This window comes from Enterobacter cloacae complex sp. IR5418, assembly GCF_049238105.1.
Lineage (GTDB): Bacteria > Pseudomonadota > Gammaproteobacteria > Enterobacterales > Enterobacteriaceae > Enterobacter > Enterobacter hormaechei.
In genome coordinates, this window is record NZ_JBMKHS010000004.1 from 167,003 (window position 1) to 191,806 (window position 24,804).

Consider the following 24,804-nt stretch of genomic DNA (forward strand, 5'->3'; position numbering starts at 1 on the left):
GGGCTTTTTTCTGCTCCGCTTGCTGAAAATAGCGGCGATCGCAGACAAAATCATAACCCTTGATTCACATGCATCTTACACTCTCGAACTATTTTCGCTATGGTTAGGGTTAAGCGTTGCTGCTGGCACAGTCACGGCAATATAATGAGAATTGTTATCATTCAAAATGCTTGAGGAGTAAGAAATGGCTAATACTAAGCTTGTCCTGGTGCGCCACGGCGAAAGCCAGTGGAACAACGAAAACCGCTTCACCGGTTGGTATGACGTTGATCTGTCCGAGAAAGGCGTGAGCGAAGCAAAAGCGGCAGGTAAGCTGCTGAAAGAAGAAGGCTTCACCTTTGACTTTGCTTACACCTCTGTGCTGAAACGTGCCATCCATACCCTGTGGAACGTTCTGGACGAGCTGGATCAGGCCTGGCTGCCGGTTGAGAAATCCTGGAAACTGAACGAGCGTCACTACGGTGCGCTGCAAGGTCTGAACAAAGCGGAAACCGCAGAAAAATACGGTGACGAGCAGGTTAAGCAGTGGCGTCGTGGTTTTGCAGTCACGCCTCCAGAGCTGAGCAAAGATGACGAGCGCTACCCGGGTCACGATCCGCGTTACGCGAAGCTGACTGAGGCTGAACTGCCGCAGACCGAAAGCCTGGCGCTGACCATCGACCGCGTTGTGCCTTACTGGAACGAAACCATTCTGCCACGCCTGAAAAGCGGCGAGCGCGTCATTATCGCTGCTCACGGTAACTCCCTGCGTGCGCTGGTGAAATACCTGGACAACATGGGCGAAGATGAGATCCTCGAGCTGAACATCCCTACCGGCGTGCCGCTGGTGTACGAGTTCGACGAAAACTTCAAGCCAGTTAAACATTACTACCTGGGTAACGCCGACGAAATCGCTGCAAAAGCGGCGGCCGTGGCGAACCAGGGTAAAGCGAAGTAATATTCGCCAGACATAAAAAAAGCGTGGAGCAATCCACGCTTTTTTATTGCCCGCGACAAACTTAGCCGCGACGCGCTTTTACCGCATCCGCCAGCTGACGGAGGATCGCATCGGTATCGTCCCAGCCAATGCAGGCATCCGTCACGCTCTTACCGTAGACCAGCGGCTCGCTGCCCTCCAGGTTCTGGTTGCCTTCCACCAGATGGCTCTCAATCATTACCCCAATCACTGCGCGTTCACCGCTGGCGATTTGCTGACAAACATCTGCGCCGACTTCCATCTGCTTTTTGAACTGTTTGCTGGAATTCGCATGGCTGAAGTCGATCATCACCTGCGGCGGCAGACCTGCTTTTTCCAGCCCGGCCTTCACCTCTGCCACGTGTTTAGCGCTGTAGTTAGGCTCTTTACCGCCGCGCAGAATGATATGGCAATCGCCGTTACCGCTGGTGTTCACGATAGCCGAGTGGCCCCACTTGGTCACCGACAGGAAGCAGTGCGGCGCGCCAGCCGCATTGATGGCATCAATGGCGACCTTAATAGTGCCATCAGTGCCATTTTTGAAACCCACCGGGCATGACAGGCCAGACGCCAGCTCGCGGTGCACCTGAGATTCAGTCGTACGCGCGCCAATAGCGCCCCAGCTCATCAGGTCTGCCAGATACTGCGGGGTGATCATATCGAGGAATTCACCGGCAGCAGGCAGCCCGCTGTCGTTAATTTCCAGCAGCAGCTTACGCGCAATACGCAGGCCGTCGTTGATCTGGAAACTGTTGTCCATGTGCGGATCGTTGATCAGCCCTTTCCAGCCCACGGTGGTACGCGGTTTTTCGAAATAAACGCGCATCACGATTTCCAGTTCGTCTTTCAACTCCTCACGCAGGGCCAGCAGACGCGACGCATACTCTTTGGCCGCAGCAGGATCGTGAATGGAGCATGGGCCAATCACCACCAGAAGACGATCGTCGCTCCCTTTGAGGATCTTGTGGATCGCCTTGCGGGCATGAGACACCGTGTTGGCGGCATTTTCGGTGGCGGGGAATTTTTCAAGGAGCGCTACGGGAGGTAATAACTCATTGATCTCTTTAATGCGTAAATCGTCGTTCTGATAATTCATCTTCTTTCCGGCTCTGCCATATCTTTAGTAATGAAAGCAATGCTTTCAATCTAACTTGTCGGCCCCGAAGTGTAAACGGGCTTTTACACTTCACGCAGATAATTCCTGGAATTCAGCTAAAATACGCAACAAAATAGCGAAAAATGAGATCTGGCCTAAACTTTTTACTTGTAACGACTGAATTTAAATATTTCTACGCGATTCCATCCTGACATAACTCGGGAAACTGGGATCTTTCGCCACTGAACAAGATGCACTGTTGGAGAATGTTATCCAGCGTAACGATAAGAACAGGAGCACCATGATGAAAATGACGAAACTGACTACGCTTTTCCTGACGGCAACCCTTACCCTGGCAAGCGGTAGCGTACTGGCAGCCGATACCGGCTCTTCCGGCAGCAACGGCGACGCGAATGCCGCTGCCGAAGCGGGCCAAGTTGCGCCGGACGCAAAACAGAATATTGCGCCGAATAATGTTGATAACAACAATATCAACACGGGCAATACCAATACCGGCGGTACGAACACCGGCACGATGAATCATGACGGTATGAGCACTGACGAGGTTCATAAAAACTCAATGTGTAAAGACGGCAAATGCCCGGACCCGAATGACAAAGTGGGCAGCGATGCCGATACCAAAACAGACGGTACGACTCAGTAACCTTCTGTAAGGTAAAAGAGGGAGAGCGAATGCTCTCCTTTTTTATTTAAGCTCTTAAAAACGCTACACTAAAAATAATAATAAATCAGGAACGATACCATGGCGCACTCCCACTCCCATCCTCCCGCTGCTGGCGATGAAAATGCCAAACGGCTTCTGCTGGCCTTCGGCGTCACCGCCACCTTTATGATCATAGAAGTGATCGGCGGGCTGATATCCGGCTCTCTGGCGCTGCTGGCCGATGCCGGGCATATGCTGACTGACGCTGCCGCGCTCCTGTTTGCTCTGCTGGCCGTGCAGTTTGCCCGTCGCCCTCCCAATGCCCGCCACACCTTTGGCTGGCTCAGACTGACCACGCTTGCTGCCTTCGTGAATGCGATTGCACTGGTGGTGATTACTATTCTTATCGTCTGGGAGGCTTTTCAGCGCTTTCGGCATCCCCAACCGGTAGCCGGAACAACGATGATGGTCATCGCCGTTGCCGGGTTGGTCGCCAATATTCTGGCGTTCTGGATATTGCACCGCGGCAGCAGCGAAAAAAATCTGAACGTGCGGGCCGCGGCGCTTCATGTGCTGGGCGATCTGCTGGGTTCTGTGGGTGCCATCGTAGCGGCGCTGATTATTATGGGCACGGGCTGGACCCCTATCGACCCGATTCTTTCCGTGCTGGTATCGTGCCTGGTATTGCGCAGTGCCTGGCGGCTATTGAAAGAGAGTGTTAACGAGTTGCTGGAAGGCGCTCCCACGTCGCTGGATATTGGCGAGCTAAAACGCAATCTGTGTCGCTCCATTCCTGAAGTTCGTAACGTTCACCACGTTCACGTCTGGCTGGTGGGAGAGAAACCGCTTATGACGCTGCACGTTCAGGTTATCCCGCCCCACGATCACGATGCGTTGCTTGAGCGTATTCAGCACTTCCTTGAGCATCACTACGAAATTGCCCACGCCACCATTCAGATGGAGTATCAGCCGTGTAACGGGCCAGACTGTCACCTGAACGAGGCGCAGTCCGGCCATTCACATGCCCATCACCATTAACGGGAAAGCGCGCGAGAGCCACGCTCACGCGCGCTGTTAATCCACATACGGCTGCCGTTCAGGGCAATGAAGGTCAGCAGCATGTACTCCAGCGACATGGCATACACGCCCTGACGGGCAAAAATCACCACGCTTATCACGTTAATGACTACCCACAGCAGCCAGTTCTCCACGTATTTACGGGTCATCAGGATCATCGCGGCAATCGACAGCACCATCATGCTGGAATCCCAGAAGGGGAAGGCATCCGGCTGAAGTTCAGGCATCGTCACGTTTAATCCCAGACCCGACATCACCGAGACCGCCACGCGCGTCAGGAAGGCAAATACCGAATCAATAAAGACCGTCATAAAGCCAATAGCCACCACGCAGGCAGCGAACCAGGCGATGGCTTTTGGCAACGGTAGCCAGCGGATTTGTAGCTCCGCCTCCTGCTGACTGTTTTGCCGCGACCAGGCATACCAGCCATAGATATTGGCCGCGAAAAAGAACACCTGTAGAAGCAGGCTGGCGTAGAGCTGGATCTGGAAGAAGATAATCGCAAACAGCGTGACGTTAATCAGCCCGAACGCATAGTTGCTGATCTTCTCAAGGCTGGCCAGCCAGATACAGAGTAATCCGGCCAGCGTCCCTACCGCTTCAATCCACGACAGGTCATAGCCGCCCGCACCAATCGGGATATGAACCAGGATGTTCTGTGTGCTAAAAAAATCCATTTTTTCTCCGGGGCGTAATGAGTTAAGTACGTAGTGTAGCCGCAAAATCCAGCATACGGTTAAGCGGAATTAACGCGCCTTCACGCAGGGTGGCATCCACGTGGATTTCATGCGCTGCGCCACCGTTCTCCAGCCCCTCCGCAATCGCCTTGAGTCCATTCATCGCCATCCACGGGCAATGCGCGCAGCTGCGACAGGTCGCCCCTTCTCCGGCGGTCGGCGCTTCGAGCAATACTTTTTCCGGCACGGCCTGCTGCATCTTGTAGAAGATACCGCGGTCGGTCGCCACAATGAGCTGTTTGTGCGGCAGGGTTTTCGCGGCATGTATAAGCTGGCTGGTGGAGCCGACGGCATCCGCCATGTCGACGATGGACTGCGGGGATTCCGGGTGCACGAGAATGGCGGCGTCCGGGTATAACCCTTTCATGCGTGTCAGTGCCTGGGTCTTAAACTCGTCGTGAACGATACAGGCACCCTGCCAGCACAGCACATCCGCACCGGTCTGTTTTTGCACGTAATTTCCCAGATGGCGATCGGGCGCCCAGATGATTTTCTCCCCCAGGCTGTCCAGATGTTCAATCAACTCAACGGCGATACTGGACGTCACTACCCAGTCTGCCCGGGCCTTTACAGCAGCGGAGGTGTTGGCGTAGACCACAACGGTACGGTCGGGGTGGGCATCACAAAAGGCGGTGAACTCGTCAATCGGGCAACCGAGGTCGAGGGAACATTCAGCGTTCAGCGTCGGCATCAGAACCGTTTTTTCCGGGCTGAGGATTTTTGCCGTTTCCCCCATAAAACGAACGCCCGCGACCAGCAGCGTGGAGGCAGGATGTTTAGCACCGAAACGCGCCATCTCCAGGGAGTCTGAGATACAGCCGCCCGTCTCTTCCGCCAGTTGCTGAATTTCCGGGTCGGTGTAGTAATGCGCCACCATCACCGCATCACGCTCTTTAAGAAGGCGCTTGATTTTCTCACGATAAAACTGCTTCTCATCCCGGCTTAGCGGAGCAGGCTTCGGCGGGAAGGGATAGATTGCGGTTTCGGGATTAAACATCACACTCATTATGGCTTCTCGTTTTGCTGGCTTAACAATATTGCCTTTCTTTTGCATGAGATAACAAAAATGAGGCAATGGTGTTTTATATACTAAACAAGATAGCGAATCTGAGGGGAAATGTCATCGGGAATTGATGCTGGCGGCAATTGTCGGGTGGCGGCTTCGCCTTACCCGACCTACAAAGCACGGGCGAACGACAGATAGCAAAAAGGCGCCTTTAGGGCGCCTTTCTACATTGGTGGGTCGTGCAGGATGACTCGGCTTCGCCTCGCCCTTCGGGCCGTTGCTAAAGCAACGTTATCCTTCACGTTTAATATCTGAGTAAGACATTAAAATTGGTGGGTCGTGCAGGATTCGAACCTGCGACCAATTGATTAAAAGTCAACTGCTCTACCAACTGAGCTAACGACCCATTCGGGTGTTGCCTGAATTATCACTCGGAACCAATAAAATTGGTGGGTCGTGCAGGATGACTCGGCTTCGCCTCGCCCTTCGGGCCGTTGCTAAAGCAACGTTATCCTTCACGTTTAATATCTGAGTAAGACATTAAAATTGGTGGGTCGTGCAGGATTCGAACCTGCGACCAATTGATTAAAAGTCAACTGCTCTACCAACTGAGCTAACGACCCGAGTGGTGGGTGATGACGGGCTCGAACCGCCGACCCCCTCCGTGTAAAGGAGATGCTCTACCAACTGAGCTAATCACCCACTCTGTACTGCCGGAACTGCTTTAAGTGGTGGGTCGTGCAGGATTCGAACCTGCGACCAATTGATTAAAAGTCAACTGCTCTACCAACTGAGCTAACGACCCACTTTTGCGCTGCTTTCACGTTGTTTGATATCCCGTGGCAACGGCGGCATATATTACTGATTTAAGAATTCAGCGCAACAAAAATTTCGATGAAGATCACTTAACTGCTTAGGAATCATTCTGCACGACCAGAAATAACGCGATTTCTGGTCATGCGGTAATCAACCCATCGAACTCAAACGTTTTTGCGCTTGTTTAGCGCCGTCGGTACCCGGGAATTTCGCAACCACCTGCTGATAAACCGCTTTGGCTTTTGCAGTGTCGCCTTTGTCCTGCATGATCACGCCGACTTTATACATCGCATCAGGCGCTTTCGGTGATTTCGGGTAATTTTTCACCACAGAGGCAAAATAAAACGCCGCATCATCCTTTTTACCCTTGTTGTAATTCAACTGACCCAGCCAGTAGTTCGCATTTGGCTGGTAAGTGGAATCAGGGTACTTCTTAACGAAGTTCTGAAACGCAACGATAGCATCGTCCTGACGCGATTTGTCCTGCACCAGGGCAATGGCCGCGTTATAGTCCGTATTCGCGTCACCGCTCTGTACAGGCGCACCAGACGACGCGGAAGCATCTGCCGCAGGTGCAGGCGCTGCCGCACCGCTTTGATCGCCTGCCGCTGGCTGGGCTGCTGCTCCGCCGCTGTTCAGGCTATCCATCTGCAACAAGATTTGCTTCTGGCGCTCCACAACCTGATTAAGCTGATACTGACTCTCCTGGATCTGACCACGGAGAGAATCAATATCATTCTGGTTATCGGAAAGCTGCTGCTGGAGTTGAGTTAAAAGCTGGCTGTGAGCGTTAGAAATACGCTCGAGTTGAGTGACCCGGTCTTCTACCGAGCCTGAGCCGACACTACTGATTGGTGCCTGAGCAAAAGCGGCCCAGGGGGCCGCTATTCCAACCAGTAACGACAGACTCATCAGATGATGTCTGAAGTTACTGCTCATGCAATTCTCTTAGTAAACAAGTACGGCACGACGGTTTTTGGAGTAAGCCGCTTCGTCGTGACCCAGTACTGCTGGTTTTTCTTTACCGTAAGAAACGATGGAGATCTGGTCAGCAGAAACGCCTTTACCCTGGAGGTACATTTTAACAGCGTTTGCACGACGTTCACCCAGGGAGATGTTGTACTCCGGAGTACCACGTTCGTCCGCGTGACCTTCTACGGTGACTTTGTAAGACGGGTTGCTACGCAGGAAGTTTGCGTGCGCATCCAGCATCGCAGCGAAGTCAGAACGGATGTCGTATTTATCCAGATCGAAGTAAACGATGTTGTTCTGCTGTAACTGCTGCATCTGAAGACGCGCTTGCTCTTCAGAAGACATATTGCCATTGCCGTTAGCGTCCATACCGGTGCCGGCACCCATCATGCCTTCGCCGCTCTGGTCATTGCTTGCGTTCTTGTTAGAAGAACACGCTGCGATTGCCATAACAGGCAGAGCGATCATCAGCCCCTTCAGCACTTTGTTCAGTTGCATTTCTAAGATTCCTTTAGTAATCAATTAATTATTATTACAGATACGGCGACCAGGCAGGTGATTTTACCTGTCCATCAGTTGCCGGAAGACGCGCTTTGAAACGCCCATCTGTAGAAACCAGATTCAGCACGGATCCCATCCCCTGAGAAGAGCTGTAGATTACCATGGTGCCGTTAGGTGCCAGACTTGGCGTTTCATCCAGGAACGTTGACGACAGTATTTGTACGCCCCCCGTTACCAGATCTTGTTTGGCAATGTGCTGCTGACCACCCGCAGTGCTGACCATTACCATTGTTTTACCATCGGCACTGACGTCAGCATCCTGGTTCTGAGAACCTTCCCAGGTAATACGCTGCGCTGCTCCGCCGTTGATATTCACTTTATAAACTTGTGGACGACCTGCCTGGTCAGACGTAAAGGCCAGATTCTGGCTGTCCGGGAACCAGGTTGGCTCAGTGTTGTTGCTACGACCATCCGTGACCTGACGGATCTGACCAGAACCAATATCCATCACGTACAGGTTCAGGCTACCGGTTTTAGACAGGGCAAACGCCAGTTTAGTCCCATCCGGAGAGAACGCAGGTGCACCGTTGTGACGCGGGAATGACGCAACCTGACGCACAGCACCGTTAGAGAGCGTCTGGATAACCAGCGCGGAACGGCCGCTTTCGAAGGTTACGTACGCCAGCTTAGAGCCGTCCGGAGACCATGCCGGAGACATCAGCGGCTGCGGAGAACGGTGTACGGTAAACTGGTTGTAGCCATCGTAGTCAGAGACGCGCAGCTCATAAGGGAACTGGCCGCCGTTGGTCTGTACTACGTACGCGATACGGGTACGGAACGCACCTTTAATACCGGTCAGCTTCTCGAACACTTCGTCACTCGCAGTATGACCTGCGTAACGCAGCCACTGCTTGTTCACTTTATAGGTGTTTTGAGCCAGAACGGTACCCGGCGCCCCGCCGGTATCCACCAGCTGATAAGCGACGTTATAGCCACCGTCTGGTGCAGGGGTAACCTGTCCGACAACCACCGCGTCAATACCCAAAGCAGACCATGCGGCAGGCTGAACTTCCTGCGCAGTACCCGGCTGCTGTGGCAGACGAGAACGATCTAAGGGATTAAATTTACCGCTGTTACGCAGGTCAGCTGCGACAATGCCGCCAATATCTTCAGGCGCGGCACCTGGCCCTGCCCACTGGAACGGAACGACACCGATTGGACGCGCCGAGTCCACCCCTTGGGTGATCTCGATACGTACTTCTGCGTGCAGTACAGCTGCCCACAGCATTAAAAAACCAAATGCTACACGTAATGCCTGCTTCATCATATCTCCCTTATCTGGGTAACCTTACCCACGATAATTTAGCAGAATGTTAACAAACCCAAATAGACAAAACTACTTATCCTGTTTACGACAATAGACTGTTTTTCATACTTCCGTTAGAGGAGATGATTACAGCTTAAAGTCCAGTTTGGCATCTTTTATCTTTTCATAAACAGCCTCATTAGGCGGTTTAGGAATGTTCGCCGATCTTGCGGCGGCCAACGCTGCCTGACAAAGCGCAGGATCGCCCCCTTCAGACGTCACACTTTTTAACCTGCCATCTGGCGCAAGATTAATATGCAATACGCACTGCTTGCCCTGATACAGGCCTGCATCAAAGAGGCGGCTTTGAATCGCAACCTGGATCTGCTTAGCGTAAGCACTAATATCTGCACCAGTCGCCCCACCGTTGGCGCCGGAGGTACCGCTGTCTTTCGACGGCTGGCCACTGCCTTTCGCTCCACCGCCTGTTTTCGGTGCATTTTTACCGGAACTCAGGTCGCCAAGCAGGTCGTCAACACCGGCGGCAGCGGCGGCTTTTTCAGCAGCAGCCTTTTTCGCTGCGGCTTTTTCGGCAGCCGCTTTTTTATCGGCAGCGGCTTTCGCGGCGGCGGCTTTTTTATCTGCGGCGGCCTTCTCTGCGGCAGCGGCTTTTTCTGCCGCAGCTTTCTCAGCGGCGGCCGCTTTTTTGGCAGCATCGGCAGCCGCTTTCTTCTCTGCTTCCTGCGCAGCTTTTTTGGCGGCTTCCGCTTCGGCTTTCTTCTGCGCATCCGCTGCGGCTTTCTTCGCGGCTTCAGCTTCTGCTTTCTTCTGTGCATCAGCAGCGGCTTTCTTCGCGGCTTCGGCCTCTGCTTTCTTCTGTGCGTCAGCAGCCGCTTTCTTAGCCGCTTCTGCGGCTAATTTCGCCTGTGCATCTGCCTGCGCCTTCGCGTCTGCTGCGGCTTTGGCTGCCGCCTCTTCCGCCTGCTTCTGCTGTTCCTGCGCTTTTTTCGCTGCGGCTTCAGCCTGTTTCTGCTGCTCCGCCTGCTCTTTGGCGGCTTCCTGCGCCTGCAAACGCTCTTTCTCAAGCTGCTTCAGACGTTCCTGCTCGGCGGCCTGCTTTTCACGCAGCTCTTCCGCCTGCTGTTGCGCCTGTTTTTCACGCTGCTCTTCCGCACGTTTTGCGCTCGCCTGCTGTTGTTGCTGGCGATTATAGTTCTGCACTACCGCACCGGGATCCACCATGACGGCGTCGATGGACGAGCCTCCACCGCCTCCCGATGCATCAATGTGCTCATCGAACGAACTCCAGATCAGCGCTGCAAAAAGAATCACGTGCAGCACTGCGGAGACGATTATCGCTCGCTTAAGCTTGTCGTTCTGTTCGGTTGCCTTTGACACTATCGGTTCCCAAAAACTACGCAGATGATCAAATAGGCTGAGTCATTAAGCCAACTGACTTAACGCCCGCGCTATGTAGCAAGTTCAGCGCTTTGATAATTTCATCATATGGTACGTCTTTCGCACCACCGATTAAGAAGACCGTCTTCGGATTTGACTCCAGGCGTCGTTGCGCTTCAGCAATAACCTGCTCTGGCGGAAGCTGATCCATACGATCTTTCTCGACCACCACGCTATACTGCCCTACGCCGGAAACCTCAATGATGACCGGAGGATCGTCATTGGTGCTTACCGCCTGTGATTCTGTTGCATCCGGCAGATCAACTTCCACGCTCTGGGTGATGATGGGCGCTGTCGCCATAAAGATCAGCAGCAGCACCAGCAGCACGTCCAGTAACGGAACGATATTGATTTCGGACTTGAGCTCGCGACGACCTCGTCCACGCGATCTGGCCATGGTTTACCCCTTGTTGCTCTCGGTGCTGGTAAACGCCTGACGATGCAGAATCGCGGTGAACTCTTCCATAAAGTTGTCGTAGTTCAGTTCCAGTTTGTTCACGCGCTGGTTCAGACGGTTGTACGCCATTACCGCCGGAATTGCGGCGAACAGACCGATTGCGGTCGCGATCAGTGCTTCTGCGATACCCGGTGCAACCATCTGCAACGTTGCCTGCTTCACCGCGCCCAGCGCGATAAAGGCGTGCATAATCCCCCAAACCGTACCAAACAGGCCGATATACGGGCTGATGGAGCCAACGGTTCCGAGGAAAGGAATGTGCGTTTCAAGATTTTCCAGCTCGCGGTTCATGGAGATACGCATCGCACGCGACGCCCCTTCCACGACGGCTTCCGGCGCATGATTGTTTGCCCGGTGCAGACGAGCAAACTCTTTGAATCCGCTATAGAAAATTTGTTCGGAGCCGGTCAGGTTTTCACGGCGCCCCTGGCTCTCCTGATACAGACGAGAAAGCTCAATACCCGACCAGAACTTATCTTCAAAGGCTTCGGCTTCGCGGCCAGCGGCATTGAGGATACGCGTTCTCTGGATAATGATGGCCCAGGATGCGATTGAAAAACCAATCAAAATCAACATGATAAGTTTAACCAGAAGGCTTGCCTTCAGGAACAAATCAAGGATATTCATGTCAGTCACTGCTTAAACTCCGCGACAATAGACTTAGGAAGCGCACGAGGCTTCATTATGGTTGGATCAACACAAACAATCAGGACTTCAGCTGAGTTCAGTACCGTGTTCTCTGCATTGACTATCCGCTGCGTGAAAACCAGTGAAGTTCCGCGCATTGATGTAATTTCTGTTTGGACTTCGAGCATATCGTCGAGTCTGGCAGGCGCAAAATACTCAAGCGTCATCTTGCGTACCACGAAGGCAACTCGCTCAGCCAACAGCACCTGTTGACTAAAGTGATGATGGCGCAGCATCTCTGTGCGTGCCCGTTCATAAAAAGCAACGTAGCTGGCGTGGTAGACCACACCACCGGCATCGGTATCTTCGTAATAGACACGTACCGGCCATCGAAACAGCGTTGTATTCACTTTACATCCCGGTAATACAAGAAAATTGGAGCTTTCAAACTTTGCTACTATACGCGCGGGAATGCTGGTTTGGAATGGGGGAAAGTAAACGGAGAGTAAATTTTTATGGGCTCGGGTAAGCCCATAACGTTAACGGACATTTCTTATTCAGAAGAAGAAGAAAATCAAACCGGCGAGGAGAACCAGATCGGCAATCAGTGGGCAGAAGATGCCTTGCCAGTGAAGGGCTTTCGGACGAAAGCCGACACCGTGAATCACACCTGCGCACACCGCCCACATCATCAGGAAGCCGTGCCAGATCTCAAGCTCGCTGGTTTTTGCCGCGAAGCGCGACGGGTCCCAGAAGATACAGCCAGCCAGCAGTAATGCCATCACTAAAGAAAGCGCCCGCAAGGGGCGCTTATCCATTACCGCATACAGCGTTGCGATAATATTCATCAGTGTTTTTCTTCACCCGCTTTAGACGCTTCTACATGCTCAAGCGCCAGGGCAGTGATGACACCAAATGCACAGGCAAGAAGCGTCCCTAAAATCCATGCGAAATACCACATATTCAGCTCCTTACTTAGTACATAGAGTGGGTGTTGCTTTCGATATGTTCTTTAGTAATACGACCGAACATTTTCCAGTAACACCAGATTGTGTATGCCAGAACAATCGGAACGAACACGCAAGCAACATAGGTCATTAAGTTCAGCGTCATATGGCTGGACGTTGCATCCCACATGGTCAGGCTAGCGTTCATCATGGTGCTGGACGGCATCACGAATGGGAACATGGCAATACCCGCCGTCAGGATGATGCACGCCAGCGTCAGTGAGGAGAACACGAACGCCAGAGCGCCTTTCTCCAGACGAGACGTCAGCACGGTCAGCAGCGGCAGCAGCACACCCAGAGCCGGGATAGCCCACAGCGCAGGGGTATTATTGAAGTTCACCAGCCATGCACCGGCCTGACGCGCCACTTCTTTAGTCAGCGGGTTAGACGGCGCAGTATGGTTGATCGCGGAGGTCACCACGTATCCATCAATACCGTACACCACCCACACGCCTGCCAGAGCGAAGCAGACCAGAGTCACCAGCGCCGCCACCTGAGCGGTAGCACGGGAACGCAGGTGCAGTTCACCCACGGTACGCATCTGAAGATAAGTTGCGCCCTGCGTGATGATCATCGCCACGCTCACCACGCCCGCCAGCAGACCAAACGGATTCAGCAGCTGGAAGAAGTTACCGGTGTAGAACAGACGCATGTATTCGTCGACGTGGAACGGCACACCCTGCAACAGGTTACCGAACGCCACACCAATGACCAGCGGAGGAACGAAGCTACCGATGAAGATGCCCCAGTCCCACATGTTACGCCAGCGGGTGTCTTCAATCTTGGAACGGTAGTCAAAACCGACCGGACGGAAGAATAAAGAGGCCAGCACCAGAATCATCGCCACATAGAAGCCGGAGAACGCAGCCGCGTAAACCATCGGCCAGGCAGCGAACAGCGCGCCGCCTGCGGTGATCAGCCACACCTGGTTACCGTCCCAGTGCGGGGCGATGGAGTTAATCATGATTCGACGCTCGGTGTCATTACGACCGAGGAAACGGGTGAGCATGCCCACGCCCATGTCGAAACCATCGGTGACCGCAAAACCAATCAGCAGAACACCGATCAGCAGCCACCAGACAAAACGCAATACTTCATAATCGATCATTTGATGACTCCTGTCTTAGCGTGCCGGCTGAGTAGTCGCAGCAGACTGCTCGTAGTGGTAGCGACCGGTTTTCAGGCTGCTTGGGCCAAGGCGCGCGAACTTGAACATCAGGAACAGTTCAGCCACCAGGAACAGGGTGTACAGACCGCAAATCAGCAGCATGGAGAAGATCAGGTCACCTGCGGTCAGGGAGGAGTTCGCTACCGCCGTTGGCAGCACCTCACCGATCGCCCACGGCTGACGACCATATTCCGCAACAAACCAGCCGGACTCGATAGCAATCCATGGCAGTGGGATACCGTACAGCGCCGTGCGCAGCAGCCATTTTTTCTCACCGATACGGTTACGAATGACTGACCAGAACGAGGCGGCGATGATCAGCAGCATGATAATGCCGCAACCCACCATGATGCGGAACGCGAAGTACAGCGGCGCAACGCGTGGAATAGAGTCTTTGGTTGCCATCTGAATTTGCGCTTCCGTCGCGTCGGAGACGTTCGGGGTATAGCGTTTCAGCAGCAGACCGTAACCGAGGTCTTTCTTCACGTCGTTAAATTGATCGCGAACGGCCTGGTCGGTAGAGCCAGCGCGCAGCTGTTCCAGCAGTGAGTAGGCTTTCATCCCGTTACGGATACGCTCTTCATGCTGCACCATCAGATCTTTCAGGCCAGTCACCTGTTTGTCGACGGAGCGCGTGGCGATAATACCCAGAGCGTAAGGAATTTGAATGGCGAAGCGGTTTTCCTGTGCTTCCTGATCGGGCACACCGAACAGGGTAAACGCGGCTGGCGCTGGCTGGGTTTCCCATTCAGCTTCAATTGCGGCCAGTTTGGTTTTCTGCACGTCGCCCATTTCGTAACCGGATTCATCACCCAGAACAATAACAGACAGAATCGCGGCCATACCGAAGCTTGCTGCAATAGCGAAAGAACGCTTGGCGAACGCGAAGTCACGGCCGCGCAGCATATAGTAGGAGCTGATGCCCAGCACGAACATCGCGCCGCACACATAGCCAGACGCCACGGTGTGAACGAACTTAACCTGGGCAACCGGGTTCAGGACCAGCTCAGCGAAGCTGACCATCTCCATACGCATGGTTTCGAAGTTGAAATCAGACGCAATGGGGTTTTGCATCCAGCCGTTCGCCACCAGGATCCACAGTGCGGACAAGTTGGAGCCTAATGCCACCAGCCAGGTTACCGCCATATGCTGGACTTTACCCAGACGGTCCCAACCGAAGAAGAACAGACCTACAAAGGTGGATTCGAGGAAGAAGGCCATCAGACCTTCAATGGCCAGCGGCGCACCGAAAATATCCCCGACATAGTGGGAATAGTAAGACCAGTTGGTTCCGAACTGGAACTCCATGGTCAGACCGGTTGCCACGCCCAGCGCAAAGTTGATACCAAACAACTTGCCCCAGAACTTGGTCATATCTTTATAAATCTGTTTGCCGGAGAGGACGTAAACCGTTTCCATGATGGCCAGCAGGAACGCCATACCGAGCGTCAGCGGCACAAACAGGAAGTGGTACATCGCGGTCAAGGCAAACTGTAAGCGCGACAGTTCGACTACGTCTAACATTATGACTCCTTGCTCATCGCATGAAGACTCCGAGAGTGAACCCCGTTAGATAAGGATCCACACGCATGCCCCAATACAAAGTTATCTGCGTCCCTTCTTCGTTGCTTATTCTCAACAGGAGGAAAAAGCAATGATGAAAGGTTACAAATACGTTAAGAAAAAACCAAATTGATCCCGTAAATATAATACGCTGCAAAACCCTTACAATAAACAGGTTTTTATTCGAACAGATTTACGTTTTTCGACGGCGATCAATTTATAGCAAAATTACCACTTTTCGGCCATTTTGATCGGGAACAATTTAACGCCTTTTGGAGCCTTTTTCCAAGGATTAAACATTGATTTAAATCAAAATCAGCCAGAACTGTTAATGATGTTTCTTTGTGATGCGGATAGTAAAGGCCTTGTTAAGGATATGTATATTTAAAGGCATTGATGGTTATAAAAGCCAGAAGAAGATATAAATAGTTGTGATTTTTATTAACGCCCGTGAAAAAACACGTTTTGCAGGAAGACAAACCTATAATGTTAGCCGCTTCACAGTATTTTTCTTTTACTTTGCTACCAGCCCAAATGATTACATTTTATTCACTTTTATAACCTCAAAATTAACACCCTTTCGTGACTATTTGATGAAATAAAGGCCGCAGGTGATGCGGCCTTTATATTGTTATGAGGATGACCTTTCAATTTTTATGCTGAAGGTGCGTGACTGGCCTGGCCGGAATGGCCCCGTAATACCCGAGCCGTCCTCCCCCTGCGCGTTAACGGCCTCATTCATGTCCGTTTCGCAACACGCCAGAACAGCACGGTTCACCGACAGCGCCACATCGCAGGTGCGGGTCTCCGACGGGTTGTACAGACGCAGAATCATCTCATCACGATCTTCCGCCTTTTTCAGCGCACTGAGCACACATCCATTTGGCGTCAGCGTTAGCAGGCTGTAGCTACAGGGCGTGGTGAAAGAGGCACGATTAAGCTTCATCGCATCCCACGGAATTTTGTTATAGCAGTGCACCGGCGTTAACCACGACTTCGCCTGGTGCGCAACACCGGCACTGACGGCCGTACCAGTAAAACTGAACAGGCTAAAGCGACAGGTTAACTGGCCCCGCATCTGTGAATCAGGCACCGGCATTTTGATCCCGGACGGTCTGCCCGGACGCAGAAGTAAATCTTCCTTCCCAAGCAACCCCACGCCGCGAAGCAACGTCAGGGCAAAGGTTTTTTGACGCTCGCCAGTCACTTCAAATTCGCGTAACCCTTCGGTGAACAGCGCCAGCCCGTTACGCCGTTCCTGGAGCACAGCGTAGTTGAGCAGATTCCACACCGGCAGCGGCGCTTCCTTCCAGCCCTCCTCCTGCCAGTTCGCCATCGCGTCATCCTGAACAGGGCGCGTCAGCGAACCGAACTGGGTATCGGCTAACACCGCGTCCGTGGTGAACGGCGTCGGGATCAGCACCCGCACGCGGTGATCATCCGCGTGATTTCCCAGACGCGCCTCGACGTCGATACGTCGGCTGTTGTGGCTGAGCGTAACCGTGAGTTCTGCCTCAAGCGTTCCCGTCTGCTGGCGCGCCGAGCGCTCGGCGAGATCTGCCGGTACCGCCATACGATGGCGGATTATCGCCCTGCTCTGCCAGGCGTCGTGGATCACCTCAACCTCGTGCTCGCCCTGTGCAGAAGTGAGTCTCCACTCTTCCCGTGATGGCGAGTAGTCGTACTCATCGCCATCATCCGAACTCTCTTCAATTTCAAGTACCCGGTCATAGATAAGCCCGGATTCTTTATCACGCAGACGCAGGGTACCGTCGTCGTTTAAGGCGATCTCCCAGAACGCATTTTCCAGCAAAGCCTCCGGGGACTTCGCCGCGTCGAGAACCTTACCAGCCACATGTGGCTCAATATAGAGAGTGCGGTAACCCATTGATGGCAGAATTTGTTTGACCTGAATGTCAAACTCCATAAATGGATCGTAGTTGCCGTAATGCACAATCTGCCGGTCAATCAACCCGGGGTCGATCTCGCGTGCGCTGCGGAGGTAGTAAGGAATTTCATTCCCCTTATCGTCCAGCAGGCGGAACTGGCTGGCGCGCAGACGCAGCGTGGTGTTGATCACCTCCTCACGCGGCCAGGGCATCAGGTTAAACATCACCAGTTTGTCTTCATCGCTCTGCGGCATGTTGTCGACGATCTTGCGCATATAGAAGCACGTCAGGTTATCGGCCATGTCTTCCGCCAGCTCGAAGCGGGACATCACTTCGCGATGCACTTTGTCACTACAGCAGCAGCCGATACTGTCGTGGGCGTGATTCTTGAGGATCTCTTTCCACATTTTTTCCAGCAAGCCGTGGTGATACTCAAAGCCCAGCGTCCACGCAAGCGTGGCCAGCGGCTCAAGGACGTTGACGATTTTATTCTCTATCCGGGCGTGAGCGATTTTGATGTCCATCCGCGTGGAGCCGATCGTCCTGTGCACCCGCATATATTTACCGTCAATAAACTCCCCTTTCAGCGTCGCCAGTTCATCGCGGTGCGCGTCGATGTGGTCAAACACCTCCTCGAAGCGGCTCATCACAAACTGACGCTGCGGGTAGATTTCGCGGAGCTTATCCATCACCGTAAAAATGTTCTGCTGGAGCGGCATCTGGTCATGGCCGTTAGGCAGCAAAATTTCTTTCGTCACGGAGGCTTTTTCGAGCACCTCGAGCCAGGCGTCGAGCCGTTTCCGCAGCCCGGCTTCATCCTCCGGTAAGTACTTACCAATCGCGTAGCCCAGCGGCAGCACCTGCGCCGTGACTTCACTGCCGTCCTGGCTTTGCCAGAGAAACTCCGTTTTATCGGTACCGTGCCGCTCGGAACAGCCGCGCCAGAACATGGTGCGCGTGATGCCGAAACCGTTATAAATGTGCGGCAGCTGGGAGGACATGCCGAAAGAGTCTGGCAGATAGCCAATTTTCATCGGCTCGCCCAAGGCCAGACAGTCGCGAATGCCGTACATCAGATTTCGGACAATCGACTCGCCGGAGACGAGGGTGGTATCGGTCTGGGTATACCACGGTCCGATGATTAACTTCCCGGCCTCCACCAGCGCTTTCACGCGTGGTCTGTTTTCCGGCTTCACGGCAAAATAATCTTCCAGCACCGCCGTCTGGCCGTCGAGAACGTAGTATTTATACTCTGCGTCCTGCTCAAGACGGGTGAGGATCTCTTCCATATTGTTGACCAGAAGAATACGTGACGCTTCGGTGGTGAAGTACCACTCACGGTCCCAGTGCATATGTGGCGTGATATGAACGCGAGATACTGCTTTCATCTTCGTTTCCTGTCAGTGCGTGTTTAGGATGTTATGTCTTCAGTCACGTAGGTGCCGCGCTTCACGGCATGGCGTCGCCAGAGCAGTAAAATGAGCGTAGAAATGGCGGTGCCAACCAGCGCGGCGCCAAACCAGCCCGCAGCGGCCATCGCGCCGCCCAGCCCGGCATCATGCAGTAAGAAGAGAGAGAAAATGCCCGCGCCCGGGGTGGAAAGCCCAATTCCCATCGCCCCGACAATCGCTCCGGTCGCCATTGACCCCAGAACAAATGAGCCGATGACCCGCAACGGATCCTCGATAGCCATCGGGATTGCCCCTTCGGTAATACCCGCCAGCCCCAGCAGCCAGGTGGACTTGCCGGTCTCAATTTCGAACTGTTTAAACAGGTTCGGGGCCAGCATCGTTGCCGCCGTCACGGTAAAGGCCGACACCATTTTGACGGAGGCAAAAATCGCATAAGGCCCGTAGACACCGTTAGCCATCGCGCCCAGACAGAACGCGTAAGAAGCTTTATTGACCGGACCGCCCAGATCGAACGAGCACATAAAGCCGAGGATCGCCCCCAGCAGCAGCGCATTCGCGCCGGACAGACCATTAAGCCAGGCGGTGAGCGTGTTATTAAGCCAGGCCACCGGCTCGCCGATCACAAACAGCATCAGGCTGCCCGCGCCCAGCACGCCGATCACCGGATAGAGATAAAAGGTCAGGAAGCCGTTGAACCGGCTGCTCAGACGGACGTGATTTTTCACCCAGCGCATCAGGTAGCCCGCAATCAGCCCGCCGACGATAGCGCCCAGAAAACCGGAGCCGATCATATTGGCGGCAAGACCGGCCGCAAAGCCCGGCGTCAGCGCGGGTTTATCTGCCAGCGAGTAAGCGGTATAGGCCGCCAGAACAGGCACCATCAGAATACCGAGCATTCCGCCGCCCAGTTTGCGGTACATCCACAGCCACGAGTTTTCCTGATCGAACAGATGCTGCAAGCCGAGGATTTGCGCCAGCAGTACCGACACGGCCAGCACCGTGCCGCCAGCGACAATCAGTGGAACCGCAAAAGAGATACCGCTGAGAAGCGCCTGCTTGAGTTAGGTTTTAACGCACTTTTTCGCGTCAGGGTCGACATGCGCAGGACGCGCATCGGATACAGGCGGTAGCGCCAGCGCACGCTCAATGAGCGCTTCAGCATGGCGCAAGGGTTCCGCCACGGGCACCGTAATGGCGGGGATCCCCTGAAAACGCTCACGCTCTTTGATTGCCACTTCTGCGGCAAAAATGCACGCTTTTGCCTCCTGCAACTGCCGGGCGGTGATGCGCCCTTCAATGCCGTTCGCCCCCTGCTTTTCGACCACCACCCTGACGCCCAGCTTGCGCCCCGCTTTTTCCAGGTACTCCGCGGCCATGTAGGTATGGGCGATCCCGGCCGGACAGGCGGTAACACAGACAACGGTTGGTGCATCCTGAGAAAGCGTACTCGCCTGCGTCAGCGCATTCGTATCCAATGCCGCCAGAAGCGCCTGAGGGGTGGACGCAGCCTGCACGCGCGCGCGCAGTTCATCATCCGCCAACCGGGTGGTCAGCGTTGTCAAGAGTTGCATGTGCGTACTGCCTGCTTCCGCAGGAGGGATTGCCAGCAAAAAAATCAGCTCGACCGGCTCCGGGCCATCCACACCTTCCCACAACAGCGGCTCCTGCAAGGTTGCCACCGCAAAGGCCGCTTCTTTCACCGCTGAGCTTTTCCCGTGCGGCACGGCAAGCCCCTCGCCCAGCGCCGTCGGGCCCAGGCTTTCGCGGGCAAACACTTCATCAAGGAAAGACTGCGAGTCGGTAATTTTGCCAAGCGAGACCAGCCGCTCAGCCAGCGCGTGAATAGCGTCTTCACGGCTACTGAAATGTGCATTGAGGCACAGCGCATCAGGATGCGTTAACGCCGTCAGGTTAATCATCATTCTCACCCTATCAAAAAAAGCATGCAGCGAGTCTGGCAGAATAAACAATACATTTATGTGATCATTTTCACCGATATCGCATATTTGTATTTAATTTGTATTATTTACAACGCCCCCTGACGGTGCATAATTAGCGAGAATAGTATTAAGAAAACAATACAAAAACGGAATGACATGACCCGTAAACCGATGTACCGACAGATTGCAGATGCGTTGCGCCAGCACATTCAGGAGGGCGAACTCAAGCCCGGGGATGCGTTACCCACCGAATCCACCCTTCAGGAGGCGTACGGCGTCAGCCGCGTCACGGTGCGTCAGGCGCTTAAGCTGCTCACCGAGCAAAACATCATTGAGAGCATTCAGGGCAGCGGATCGTATGTGAAGGAGGAGCGGGTCAATTACGACATTTATCAGCTCACCAGCTTTTACGAAAAACTCGCGGACCGGAACGTTGAAACCCACAGCGATGTGCAGATTTTTGAAGTTGTGAAAGCGGATGCCCCCCTGGCGCAGACGCTGCTGCTGGCAACGGGCGAAAAAGTGTGGCATGTCAAACGCGTGCGCTTTATTAAGCAAAAACCGGTGACGCTGGAAGAGACATGGATGCCGCTGGCGCTCTTTCCTGACCTGACCTGGGAAGTGATGGAAAATTCCAAATATCACTACATTGAGCAGATCAAAAAAATGGTTATCGATCGCAGCGAACAGGAGATCGTCCCGGTCATGCCGGATGAAGACGTGATCGCCGCGCTGGGGATTGATCCCGCCAAACCGATCCTGGAAAAAATTTCGCGCGGCTTTCTCAAAGATGGCCGAGTTTTTGAATATAGCCGCAACAGTTTTAAAAGCGAAGATTACCGCTTCACGTTAATTGCGCGTCGTCATCACTAAAATTTATGGCCTGTATAACAACAGGGCATAATAATTAATAGGATGAAATATTTCTTTGTGTACCTTTTTGTAAGGGCCGACAAAAATAGTATTTACGAAACAAATAACATACAGTGAGCGCGCTCACGCTTATTATTCTGATTTTGACAAAGCCCACGCGTTTACCCCTTATCCACGCTGGCTTTCCGTTATTCATTCGCTAAAGCAATAAATTGCCACGCTTTTGTTTATAAGGCGAACGGTTCATACTACTCGCGGATATAATATCTCTTTTCCGATTTCATTATGCCTCATTCTCAGCGTGGTTTTTTACACAAAGGGATTCAGGATATGAAACTCAAGAAAATAGCTTTCCTCATGCTTACCCTGGCGGTATCCGGGCAGGTCTGCGCGACCCGCGTCGCCCCCGCTGCCTCTGCGTACACCCGTGAAAACAACGCGGCGATGTATCAGAAGCTTAATTTCAACGACAAGCGCGATATCGACGATGCAAAACGTGGATTTATCGCCACCATCGATCCTTTAATAATAAAAAAAGACAACGGCAAACCGGTTGTTAACCTTGAAAACTGGTCATTTTTAAAAGGTGAAGCACCCGATACCGTTAACCCTTCGCTCTGGCGCCATGCGCAGTTAAATAATATTAACGGTCTCTTTAAAGTGACCGACCGCGTATATCAAATACGCGGCATCGATATTTCAAACATGACTATCATAGAAGGCGATAGCGGATTAATTATCATCGACCCACTGGTTATTCCCGAGTCCGCGCGCGCCGGGCTGGAACTGTATTATCAGCATCGGCCTAAAAAACCGGTTGTCGCGGTGATTTATTCCCATAGCCACCTCGACCACTTTGGCGGCGTCAAAGGCGTGGTGTCAGAAACGGATGTGAAAAGCGGCAAAGTCAAAATATATGCGCCCGAAGGGTTTATGGAAGAAGCCGCCAGCGAAAACTTCCTGGCCGGTAACGCGATGAGTCGTCGCGCGCTTTATATGTACGCGATGATGGTCAAACCCAGCGCTGTAGGCCAGGTGGACGATGGGATCGGTAAAACTATCGCCACCAGCAAAAACACGCTCATCACCCCCACCAATATCATTAGCCAGCCCGAGCAGCGCGAAAACATTGACGGCGTTGAGGTGAATTTTATGCTCGCGCCGGGCGCAGAAGCGCCATCAGAAATGATGATGTGGTTCCCACAGTTCAAAGTGTTTGATGGCTCCGAGCTCTACAACGCCACGATGCATAACCTCTATACCCTGCGTGGTGCGAAAGCCCGCAGCGCCGTTAACTGGTGGAAAGCGCTGGATAAAGCGCTGATAAAATATGGCGATCAGGCGGAGATCGCGCTCAGCCAGCATCTGTGGCCCGTCTGGGATAATGCGCGGGTAAAAGATTACATCGCCTCTCAGCGCGACATGTACAAATACATCAACGATCAGTCGCTGAATCTCATCAATAAAGGCTACACCATGGATGAAGTGGCTGAAAAACTTACCCTGCCAGACAGCATCGGCAAACGGTGGTCTAACCGGGGCTATTACGGCTCGCTCAGCCATAACGCCAAAGCAATGTATATGTTTTACATGGGCTGGTATGACAGCAACCCCGCTAATTTGAACCCCCTTCCGGAGAAAGAGGCCGCCCCGAGATATGTTCGCCTGATGGGAGGCGAGGAAAAGGTGTATCAGCAGGCGAAACAGGCGGCGGACAGCGGGAATTACCGTTGGGCGGCACAGCTGCTGAATCATCTCATTTTCGCCAATCCTGATAACAAGCAGGCGAAAGATCTTCAGGCCGACATCTTTACGCAACTGGGTTATCAAAGCGAAAACGCCATCTGGCGCAATGAATATCTCAGCGGTGCGAAAGAACTTCGTGATGGCGTTCCTGTCCTGCCGGTCGCCAGTACGCTGGACAGCGATTTAACCGCCAGCATCGCGCCTGAAACCCTGCTTGATTATATGGGCGTGACGTTAAACGGTCCGAAAGCGGACGGCAAAACCCTTCGTTTTAACTGGACCGTGCCTGAGGGCGACACCTACGGCGTGGAGCTGAATAACAGCGTGATTATTTATCGCAAAGGGCAGCCATTTACCGATGCGGCATTTAGCCTCAAAGCCAATGTCGTCGATGTGGCGCGGCTGATAAGCCATAGCGCGCCCGTGGATAAAATCCTCAATGATGGCACGGTATCGATGAAGGGTAACCCGCAGAAACTGGACGAATTACTCGCCCTGCTGGATGTCTTCCCGCAAATGTTCAATATCGTCACCCCGTAAACGCTGACGGCTCCCGCCTTTAGCGGGCGGGAGCCGTGCGCAATAAAAATAACAGGAGGGCTTTATGCGAAGCTCTGAGCGTAACCTTTTGGTCGCCATTATTGTTTTGATAGTGGGGATGCTGCTCGTCCTATTGCCGGTCTATGTGCGCGCCGATAATGCCCGCGACTGGCAAAACCTGCCTAAAGATAAGAACCTGGTTTTTGGTTACTACAATAATATTCACACCAACACCTCCATTGACAGCGCCCTGCCCGTGGACGGCGCGAGCGTTGATGCAGATCTCTACCTGCTGCGCTATGCCCGCTCTTTTGATATTGACGGGCGGATATCCGCGATTCAGATCATTCAACCTTACGCCAGCGTGACGGCCTCGCTCGATAACGCCCGTTATTTCACCGGATCGTTGAGCCATGAAAATCTCGGGGATACGCAGGTTATTTTTGCCCATAACCTGTTTGGTGCCCCCGCGCTAAGCGAAGAGGAGTTTCGCCGCTGGCAGCCTGAAATGTTTCTCAGCGCCGCCATGTGGCTCACGTTACCAACCGGCGACTACGATAGCAGCAATACGATCAACATCGGTGCGAACCGCTGGTCCTTTAAGCCGGAACTGGCCTTTGGTGTGCCCATCGGCGCAAGCTGGCTGGAGCTGAACAGTTGGGTAAGTTTTTACACCGACAATAAAGACTATCAGCAAAATAGCCGCCTTGAGCAGCGTCCGCTCTACACGCTGGAAGGCCACTGGAGCTATACGCTCTCCCCCGCGCTGTGGCTGTCATTAGACGGAAGCTGGGCAAAAGGCGGTGAAACCCGCGTCGATGGGCAGTTACAGGACGATGAGCAGGAAAACGTGCTGCTGGGCGGTTCTGTCGGTTTTATGCTTACCCCGCACTTTGGCGGAATGGTCGCTTACACCGATACAGCCAAACATCGCGATGCCTCGCCAGACGTCACCACGTGGACCTTCAGGCTCCAGTATCTCTGGTAAGGAGAC

Annotated in this window: 21 protein-coding genes, 4 tRNA genes and 1 pseudogene; 6 read left to right on the forward strand and 20 right to left on the reverse strand. The window is 53.4% G+C overall.

The features are described 5' to 3' along the window. Positions 1 to 184: 184 nt before the first annotated feature. Positions 185 to 937 carry a 2,3-diphosphoglycerate-dependent phosphoglycerate mutase gene (gpmA, locus tag ACOTX7_RS05440; RefSeq protein WP_006809557.1) on the forward strand — a complete coding sequence of 251 codons (753 nt, stop codon included), beginning with the start codon at positions 185 to 187 and terminating at the stop codon, positions 935 to 937. 61 nt (positions 938 to 998) lie between these two features. Here gpmA and aroG read toward each other — a convergent pair whose 3' ends face one another. Beyond that, complete coding sequence (gene aroG / locus ACOTX7_RS05445) at positions 999 to 2,051, reverse strand: 3-deoxy-7-phosphoheptulonate synthase AroG (protein WP_006809558.1); 1,053 nt, start codon at positions 2,049 to 2,051, stop codon at positions 999 to 1,001. A gap of 304 nt (positions 2,052 to 2,355) precedes the next feature. On the opposite strand from aroG, the gene ACOTX7_RS05450 reads away from it, so the two are divergent. Together ACOTX7_RS05450 and zitB are read left to right on the forward strand one after the other, a co-directional pair. Beyond that, positions 2,356 to 2,715, forward strand: a complete 360-nt coding sequence (locus tag ACOTX7_RS05450; RefSeq protein WP_032673578.1) for a protein YbgS — start codon at positions 2,356 to 2,358, stop codon at positions 2,713 to 2,715. Positions 2,716 to 2,814: 99 nt separating this feature from the next. Then, on the forward strand, positions 2,815 to 3,753 hold the full coding sequence (gene zitB, locus ACOTX7_RS05455; RefSeq protein WP_047354249.1) for a CDF family zinc transporter ZitB: 939 nt from the start codon (positions 2,815 to 2,817) through the stop codon (positions 3,751 to 3,753). Here the strand turns inward: zitB and pnuC are convergent. From pnuC to mngA, 19 genes and pseudogenes are all read right to left on the reverse strand, one after another. Next, positions 3,750 to 4,469 (reverse strand): nicotinamide riboside transporter PnuC, encoded by a 720-nt coding sequence (gene pnuC, locus ACOTX7_RS05460; RefSeq protein ID WP_221257095.1) that lies wholly within the window; start codon positions 4,467 to 4,469, stop codon positions 3,750 to 3,752. The genes zitB and pnuC overlap by 4 nt on opposite strands. 22 nt (positions 4,470 to 4,491) lie before the next feature. After that, entirely contained in the window at positions 4,492 to 5,535 is a 1,044-nt protein-coding gene (nadA, locus tag ACOTX7_RS05465) for a quinolinate synthase NadA (protein WP_221257094.1), read from the reverse strand. 330 nt (positions 5,536 to 5,865) lie between these two features. Beyond that, positions 5,866 to 5,941 (reverse strand) — tRNA-Lys (locus ACOTX7_RS05470). Between the two features lie 141 nt (positions 5,942 to 6,082). Beyond that, positions 6,083 to 6,158: transfer RNA gene (locus tag ACOTX7_RS05475), tRNA-Lys, on the reverse strand. 3 nt (positions 6,159 to 6,161) lie between these two features. Further along, positions 6,162 to 6,237: transfer RNA gene (locus ACOTX7_RS05480), tRNA-Val, on the reverse strand. A gap of 27 nt (positions 6,238 to 6,264) precedes the next feature. Further along, positions 6,265 to 6,340, reverse strand: a tRNA-Lys gene (locus ACOTX7_RS05485). Between the two features lie 161 nt (positions 6,341 to 6,501). Then, positions 6,502 to 7,290, reverse strand: coding sequence for a cell division protein CpoB (cpoB, locus tag ACOTX7_RS05490; protein WP_006809563.1), 789 nt, complete (start codon positions 7,288 to 7,290; stop codon positions 6,502 to 6,504). Positions 7,291 to 7,299: 9 nt separating this feature from the next. Continuing rightward, a complete protein-coding gene (gene pal / locus ACOTX7_RS05495; RefSeq protein WP_003858578.1) occupies positions 7,300 to 7,821 on the reverse strand; it encodes a peptidoglycan-associated lipoprotein Pal in 522 nt (173 codons plus the stop codon). Between the two features lie 34 nt (positions 7,822 to 7,855). Beyond that, complete coding sequence (gene tolB, locus ACOTX7_RS05500) at positions 7,856 to 9,148, reverse strand: Tol-Pal system beta propeller repeat protein TolB (protein ID WP_205921350.1); 1,293 nt, start codon at positions 9,146 to 9,148, stop codon at positions 7,856 to 7,858. Positions 9,149 to 9,277: 129 nt separating this feature from the next. After that, a complete protein-coding gene (gene tolA / locus ACOTX7_RS05505) occupies positions 9,278 to 10,528 on the reverse strand; it encodes a cell envelope integrity protein TolA (RefSeq protein ID WP_032673582.1) in 1,251 nt (416 codons plus the stop codon). 28 nt (positions 10,529 to 10,556) lie between these two features. After that, positions 10,557 to 10,985, reverse strand: a complete 429-nt coding sequence (gene tolR, locus ACOTX7_RS05510) for a colicin uptake protein TolR (protein WP_003858589.1) — start codon at positions 10,983 to 10,985, stop codon at positions 10,557 to 10,559. 3 nt (positions 10,986 to 10,988) lie between these two features. After that, positions 10,989 to 11,681, reverse strand: a complete 693-nt coding sequence (tolQ, locus tag ACOTX7_RS05515) for a Tol-Pal system protein TolQ (RefSeq protein ID WP_008501101.1) — start codon at positions 11,679 to 11,681, stop codon at positions 10,989 to 10,991. Then, complete coding sequence (gene ybgC / locus ACOTX7_RS05520) at positions 11,678 to 12,082, reverse strand: tol-pal system-associated acyl-CoA thioesterase (RefSeq protein WP_003858593.1); 405 nt, start codon at positions 12,080 to 12,082, stop codon at positions 11,678 to 11,680. The genes tolQ and ybgC overlap by 4 nt, the downstream gene beginning before the upstream one ends. Positions 12,083 to 12,229: 147 nt before the next feature. Continuing rightward, complete coding sequence (gene ybgE / locus ACOTX7_RS05525) at positions 12,230 to 12,520, reverse strand: cyd operon protein YbgE (RefSeq protein WP_006809569.1); 291 nt, start codon at positions 12,518 to 12,520, stop codon at positions 12,230 to 12,232. After that, a complete protein-coding gene (cydX, locus tag ACOTX7_RS05530; protein WP_006177208.1) occupies positions 12,520 to 12,633 on the reverse strand; it encodes a cytochrome bd-I oxidase subunit CydX in 114 nt (37 codons plus the stop codon). Before cydX ends, ybgE begins: the two co-directional genes overlap by 1 nt. Before the next feature lie 14 nt (positions 12,634 to 12,647). After that, entirely contained in the window at positions 12,648 to 13,787 is a 1,140-nt protein-coding gene (cydB, locus tag ACOTX7_RS05535) for a cytochrome d ubiquinol oxidase subunit II (protein ID WP_006809570.1), read from the reverse strand. 15 nt (positions 13,788 to 13,802) lie between these two features. Then, positions 13,803 to 15,371 (reverse strand): cytochrome ubiquinol oxidase subunit I, encoded by a 1,569-nt coding sequence (cydA, locus tag ACOTX7_RS05540; RefSeq protein WP_006809571.1) that lies wholly within the window; start codon positions 15,369 to 15,371, stop codon positions 13,803 to 13,805. A gap of 670 nt (positions 15,372 to 16,041) precedes the next feature. Further along, positions 16,042 to 18,687 (reverse strand): mannosylglycerate hydrolase, encoded by a 2,646-nt coding sequence (gene mngB, locus ACOTX7_RS05545; RefSeq protein ID WP_221813072.1) that lies wholly within the window; start codon positions 18,685 to 18,687, stop codon positions 16,042 to 16,044. A 23-nt stretch (positions 18,688 to 18,710) separates the two neighbouring features. Continuing rightward, positions 18,711 to 20,627: pseudogene (gene mngA / locus ACOTX7_RS05550) on the reverse strand (PTS 2-O-a-mannosyl-D-glycerate transporter subunit IIABC). A gap of 180 nt (positions 20,628 to 20,807) precedes the next feature. Between mngA and ACOTX7_RS05555 the strand changes: the two are divergent. From ACOTX7_RS05555 to ACOTX7_RS05565, 3 genes are all read left to right on the forward strand, one after another. Then, positions 20,808 to 21,524: a GntR family transcriptional regulator gene (locus ACOTX7_RS05555; protein WP_000197182.1), complete on the forward strand. Its 717-nt coding sequence runs from the start codon at positions 20,808 to 20,810 to the stop codon at positions 21,522 to 21,524. A gap of 330 nt (positions 21,525 to 21,854) precedes the next feature. Beyond that, positions 21,855 to 23,810 (forward strand): alkyl/aryl-sulfatase, encoded by a 1,956-nt coding sequence (locus ACOTX7_RS05560; protein WP_260630789.1) that lies wholly within the window; start codon positions 21,855 to 21,857, stop codon positions 23,808 to 23,810. Positions 23,811 to 23,874: 64 nt separating this feature from the next. Further along, the gene (locus ACOTX7_RS05565; RefSeq protein ID WP_047354241.1) at positions 23,875 to 24,798 is read left to right on the forward strand and encodes a transporter; all 924 of its coding nucleotides are present in this window, start codon (positions 23,875 to 23,877) and stop codon (positions 24,796 to 24,798) included. Positions 24,799 to 24,804: the final 6 nt, after the last annotated feature.

Excerpts from the sequence above, each read along its gene's own strand:
- cpoB (WP_006809563.1), bottom strand. The coding sequence starts at position 7,290 with ATGAGCAGTAACTTCAGACATCATCTGATGAGTCTGTCGTTACTGGTT.
- ybgE (WP_006809569.1), bottom strand. The coding sequence starts at position 12,520 with ATGAATATTATCGCAACGCTGTATGCGGTAATGGATAAGCGCCCCTTG.
- zitB (WP_047354249.1), top strand. The coding sequence starts at position 2,815 with ATGGCGCACTCCCACTCCCATCCTCCCGCTGCTGGCGATGAAAATGCC.
- pal (WP_003858578.1), bottom strand. The coding sequence starts at position 7,821 with ATGCAACTGAACAAAGTGCTGAAGGGGCTGATGATCGCTCTGCCTGTT.
- pnuC (WP_221257095.1), bottom strand. The coding sequence starts at position 4,469 with ATGGATTTTTTTAGCACACAGAACATCCTGGTTCATATCCCGATTGGT.
- aroG (WP_006809558.1), bottom strand. The coding sequence starts at position 2,051 with ATGAATTATCAGAACGACGATTTACGCATTAAAGAGATCAATGAGTTA.
- tolB (WP_205921350.1), bottom strand. The coding sequence starts at position 9,148 with ATGAAGCAGGCATTACGTGTAGCATTTGGTTTTTTAATGCTGTGGGCA.
- cydX (WP_006177208.1), bottom strand. The coding sequence starts at position 12,633 with ATGTGGTATTTCGCATGGATTTTAGGGACGCTTCTTGCCTGTGCATTT.
- gpmA (WP_006809557.1), top strand. The coding sequence starts at position 185 with ATGGCTAATACTAAGCTTGTCCTGGTGCGCCACGGCGAAAGCCAGTGG.
- nadA (WP_221257094.1), bottom strand. The coding sequence starts at position 5,535 with ATGAGTGTGATGTTTAATCCCGAAACCGCAATCTATCCCTTCCCGCCG.
- ACOTX7_RS05555 (WP_000197182.1), top strand. The coding sequence starts at position 20,808 with ATGACCCGTAAACCGATGTACCGACAGATTGCAGATGCGTTGCGCCAG.
- cydB (WP_006809570.1), bottom strand. The coding sequence starts at position 13,787 with ATGATCGATTATGAAGTATTGCGTTTTGTCTGGTGGCTGCTGATCGGT.
- ACOTX7_RS05450 (WP_032673578.1), top strand. The coding sequence starts at position 2,356 with ATGAAAATGACGAAACTGACTACGCTTTTCCTGACGGCAACCCTTACC.
- mngB (WP_221813072.1), bottom strand. The coding sequence starts at position 18,687 with ATGAAAGCAGTATCTCGCGTTCATATCACGCCACATATGCACTGGGAC.
- ACOTX7_RS05565 (WP_047354241.1), top strand. The coding sequence starts at position 23,875 with ATGCGAAGCTCTGAGCGTAACCTTTTGGTCGCCATTATTGTTTTGATA.
- ACOTX7_RS05560 (WP_260630789.1), top strand. The coding sequence starts at position 21,855 with ATGAAACTCAAGAAAATAGCTTTCCTCATGCTTACCCTGGCGGTATCC.
- tolR (WP_003858589.1), bottom strand. The coding sequence starts at position 10,985 with ATGGCCAGATCGCGTGGACGAGGTCGTCGCGAGCTCAAGTCCGAAATC.
- cydA (WP_006809571.1), bottom strand. The coding sequence starts at position 15,371 with ATGTTAGACGTAGTCGAACTGTCGCGCTTACAGTTTGCCTTGACCGCG.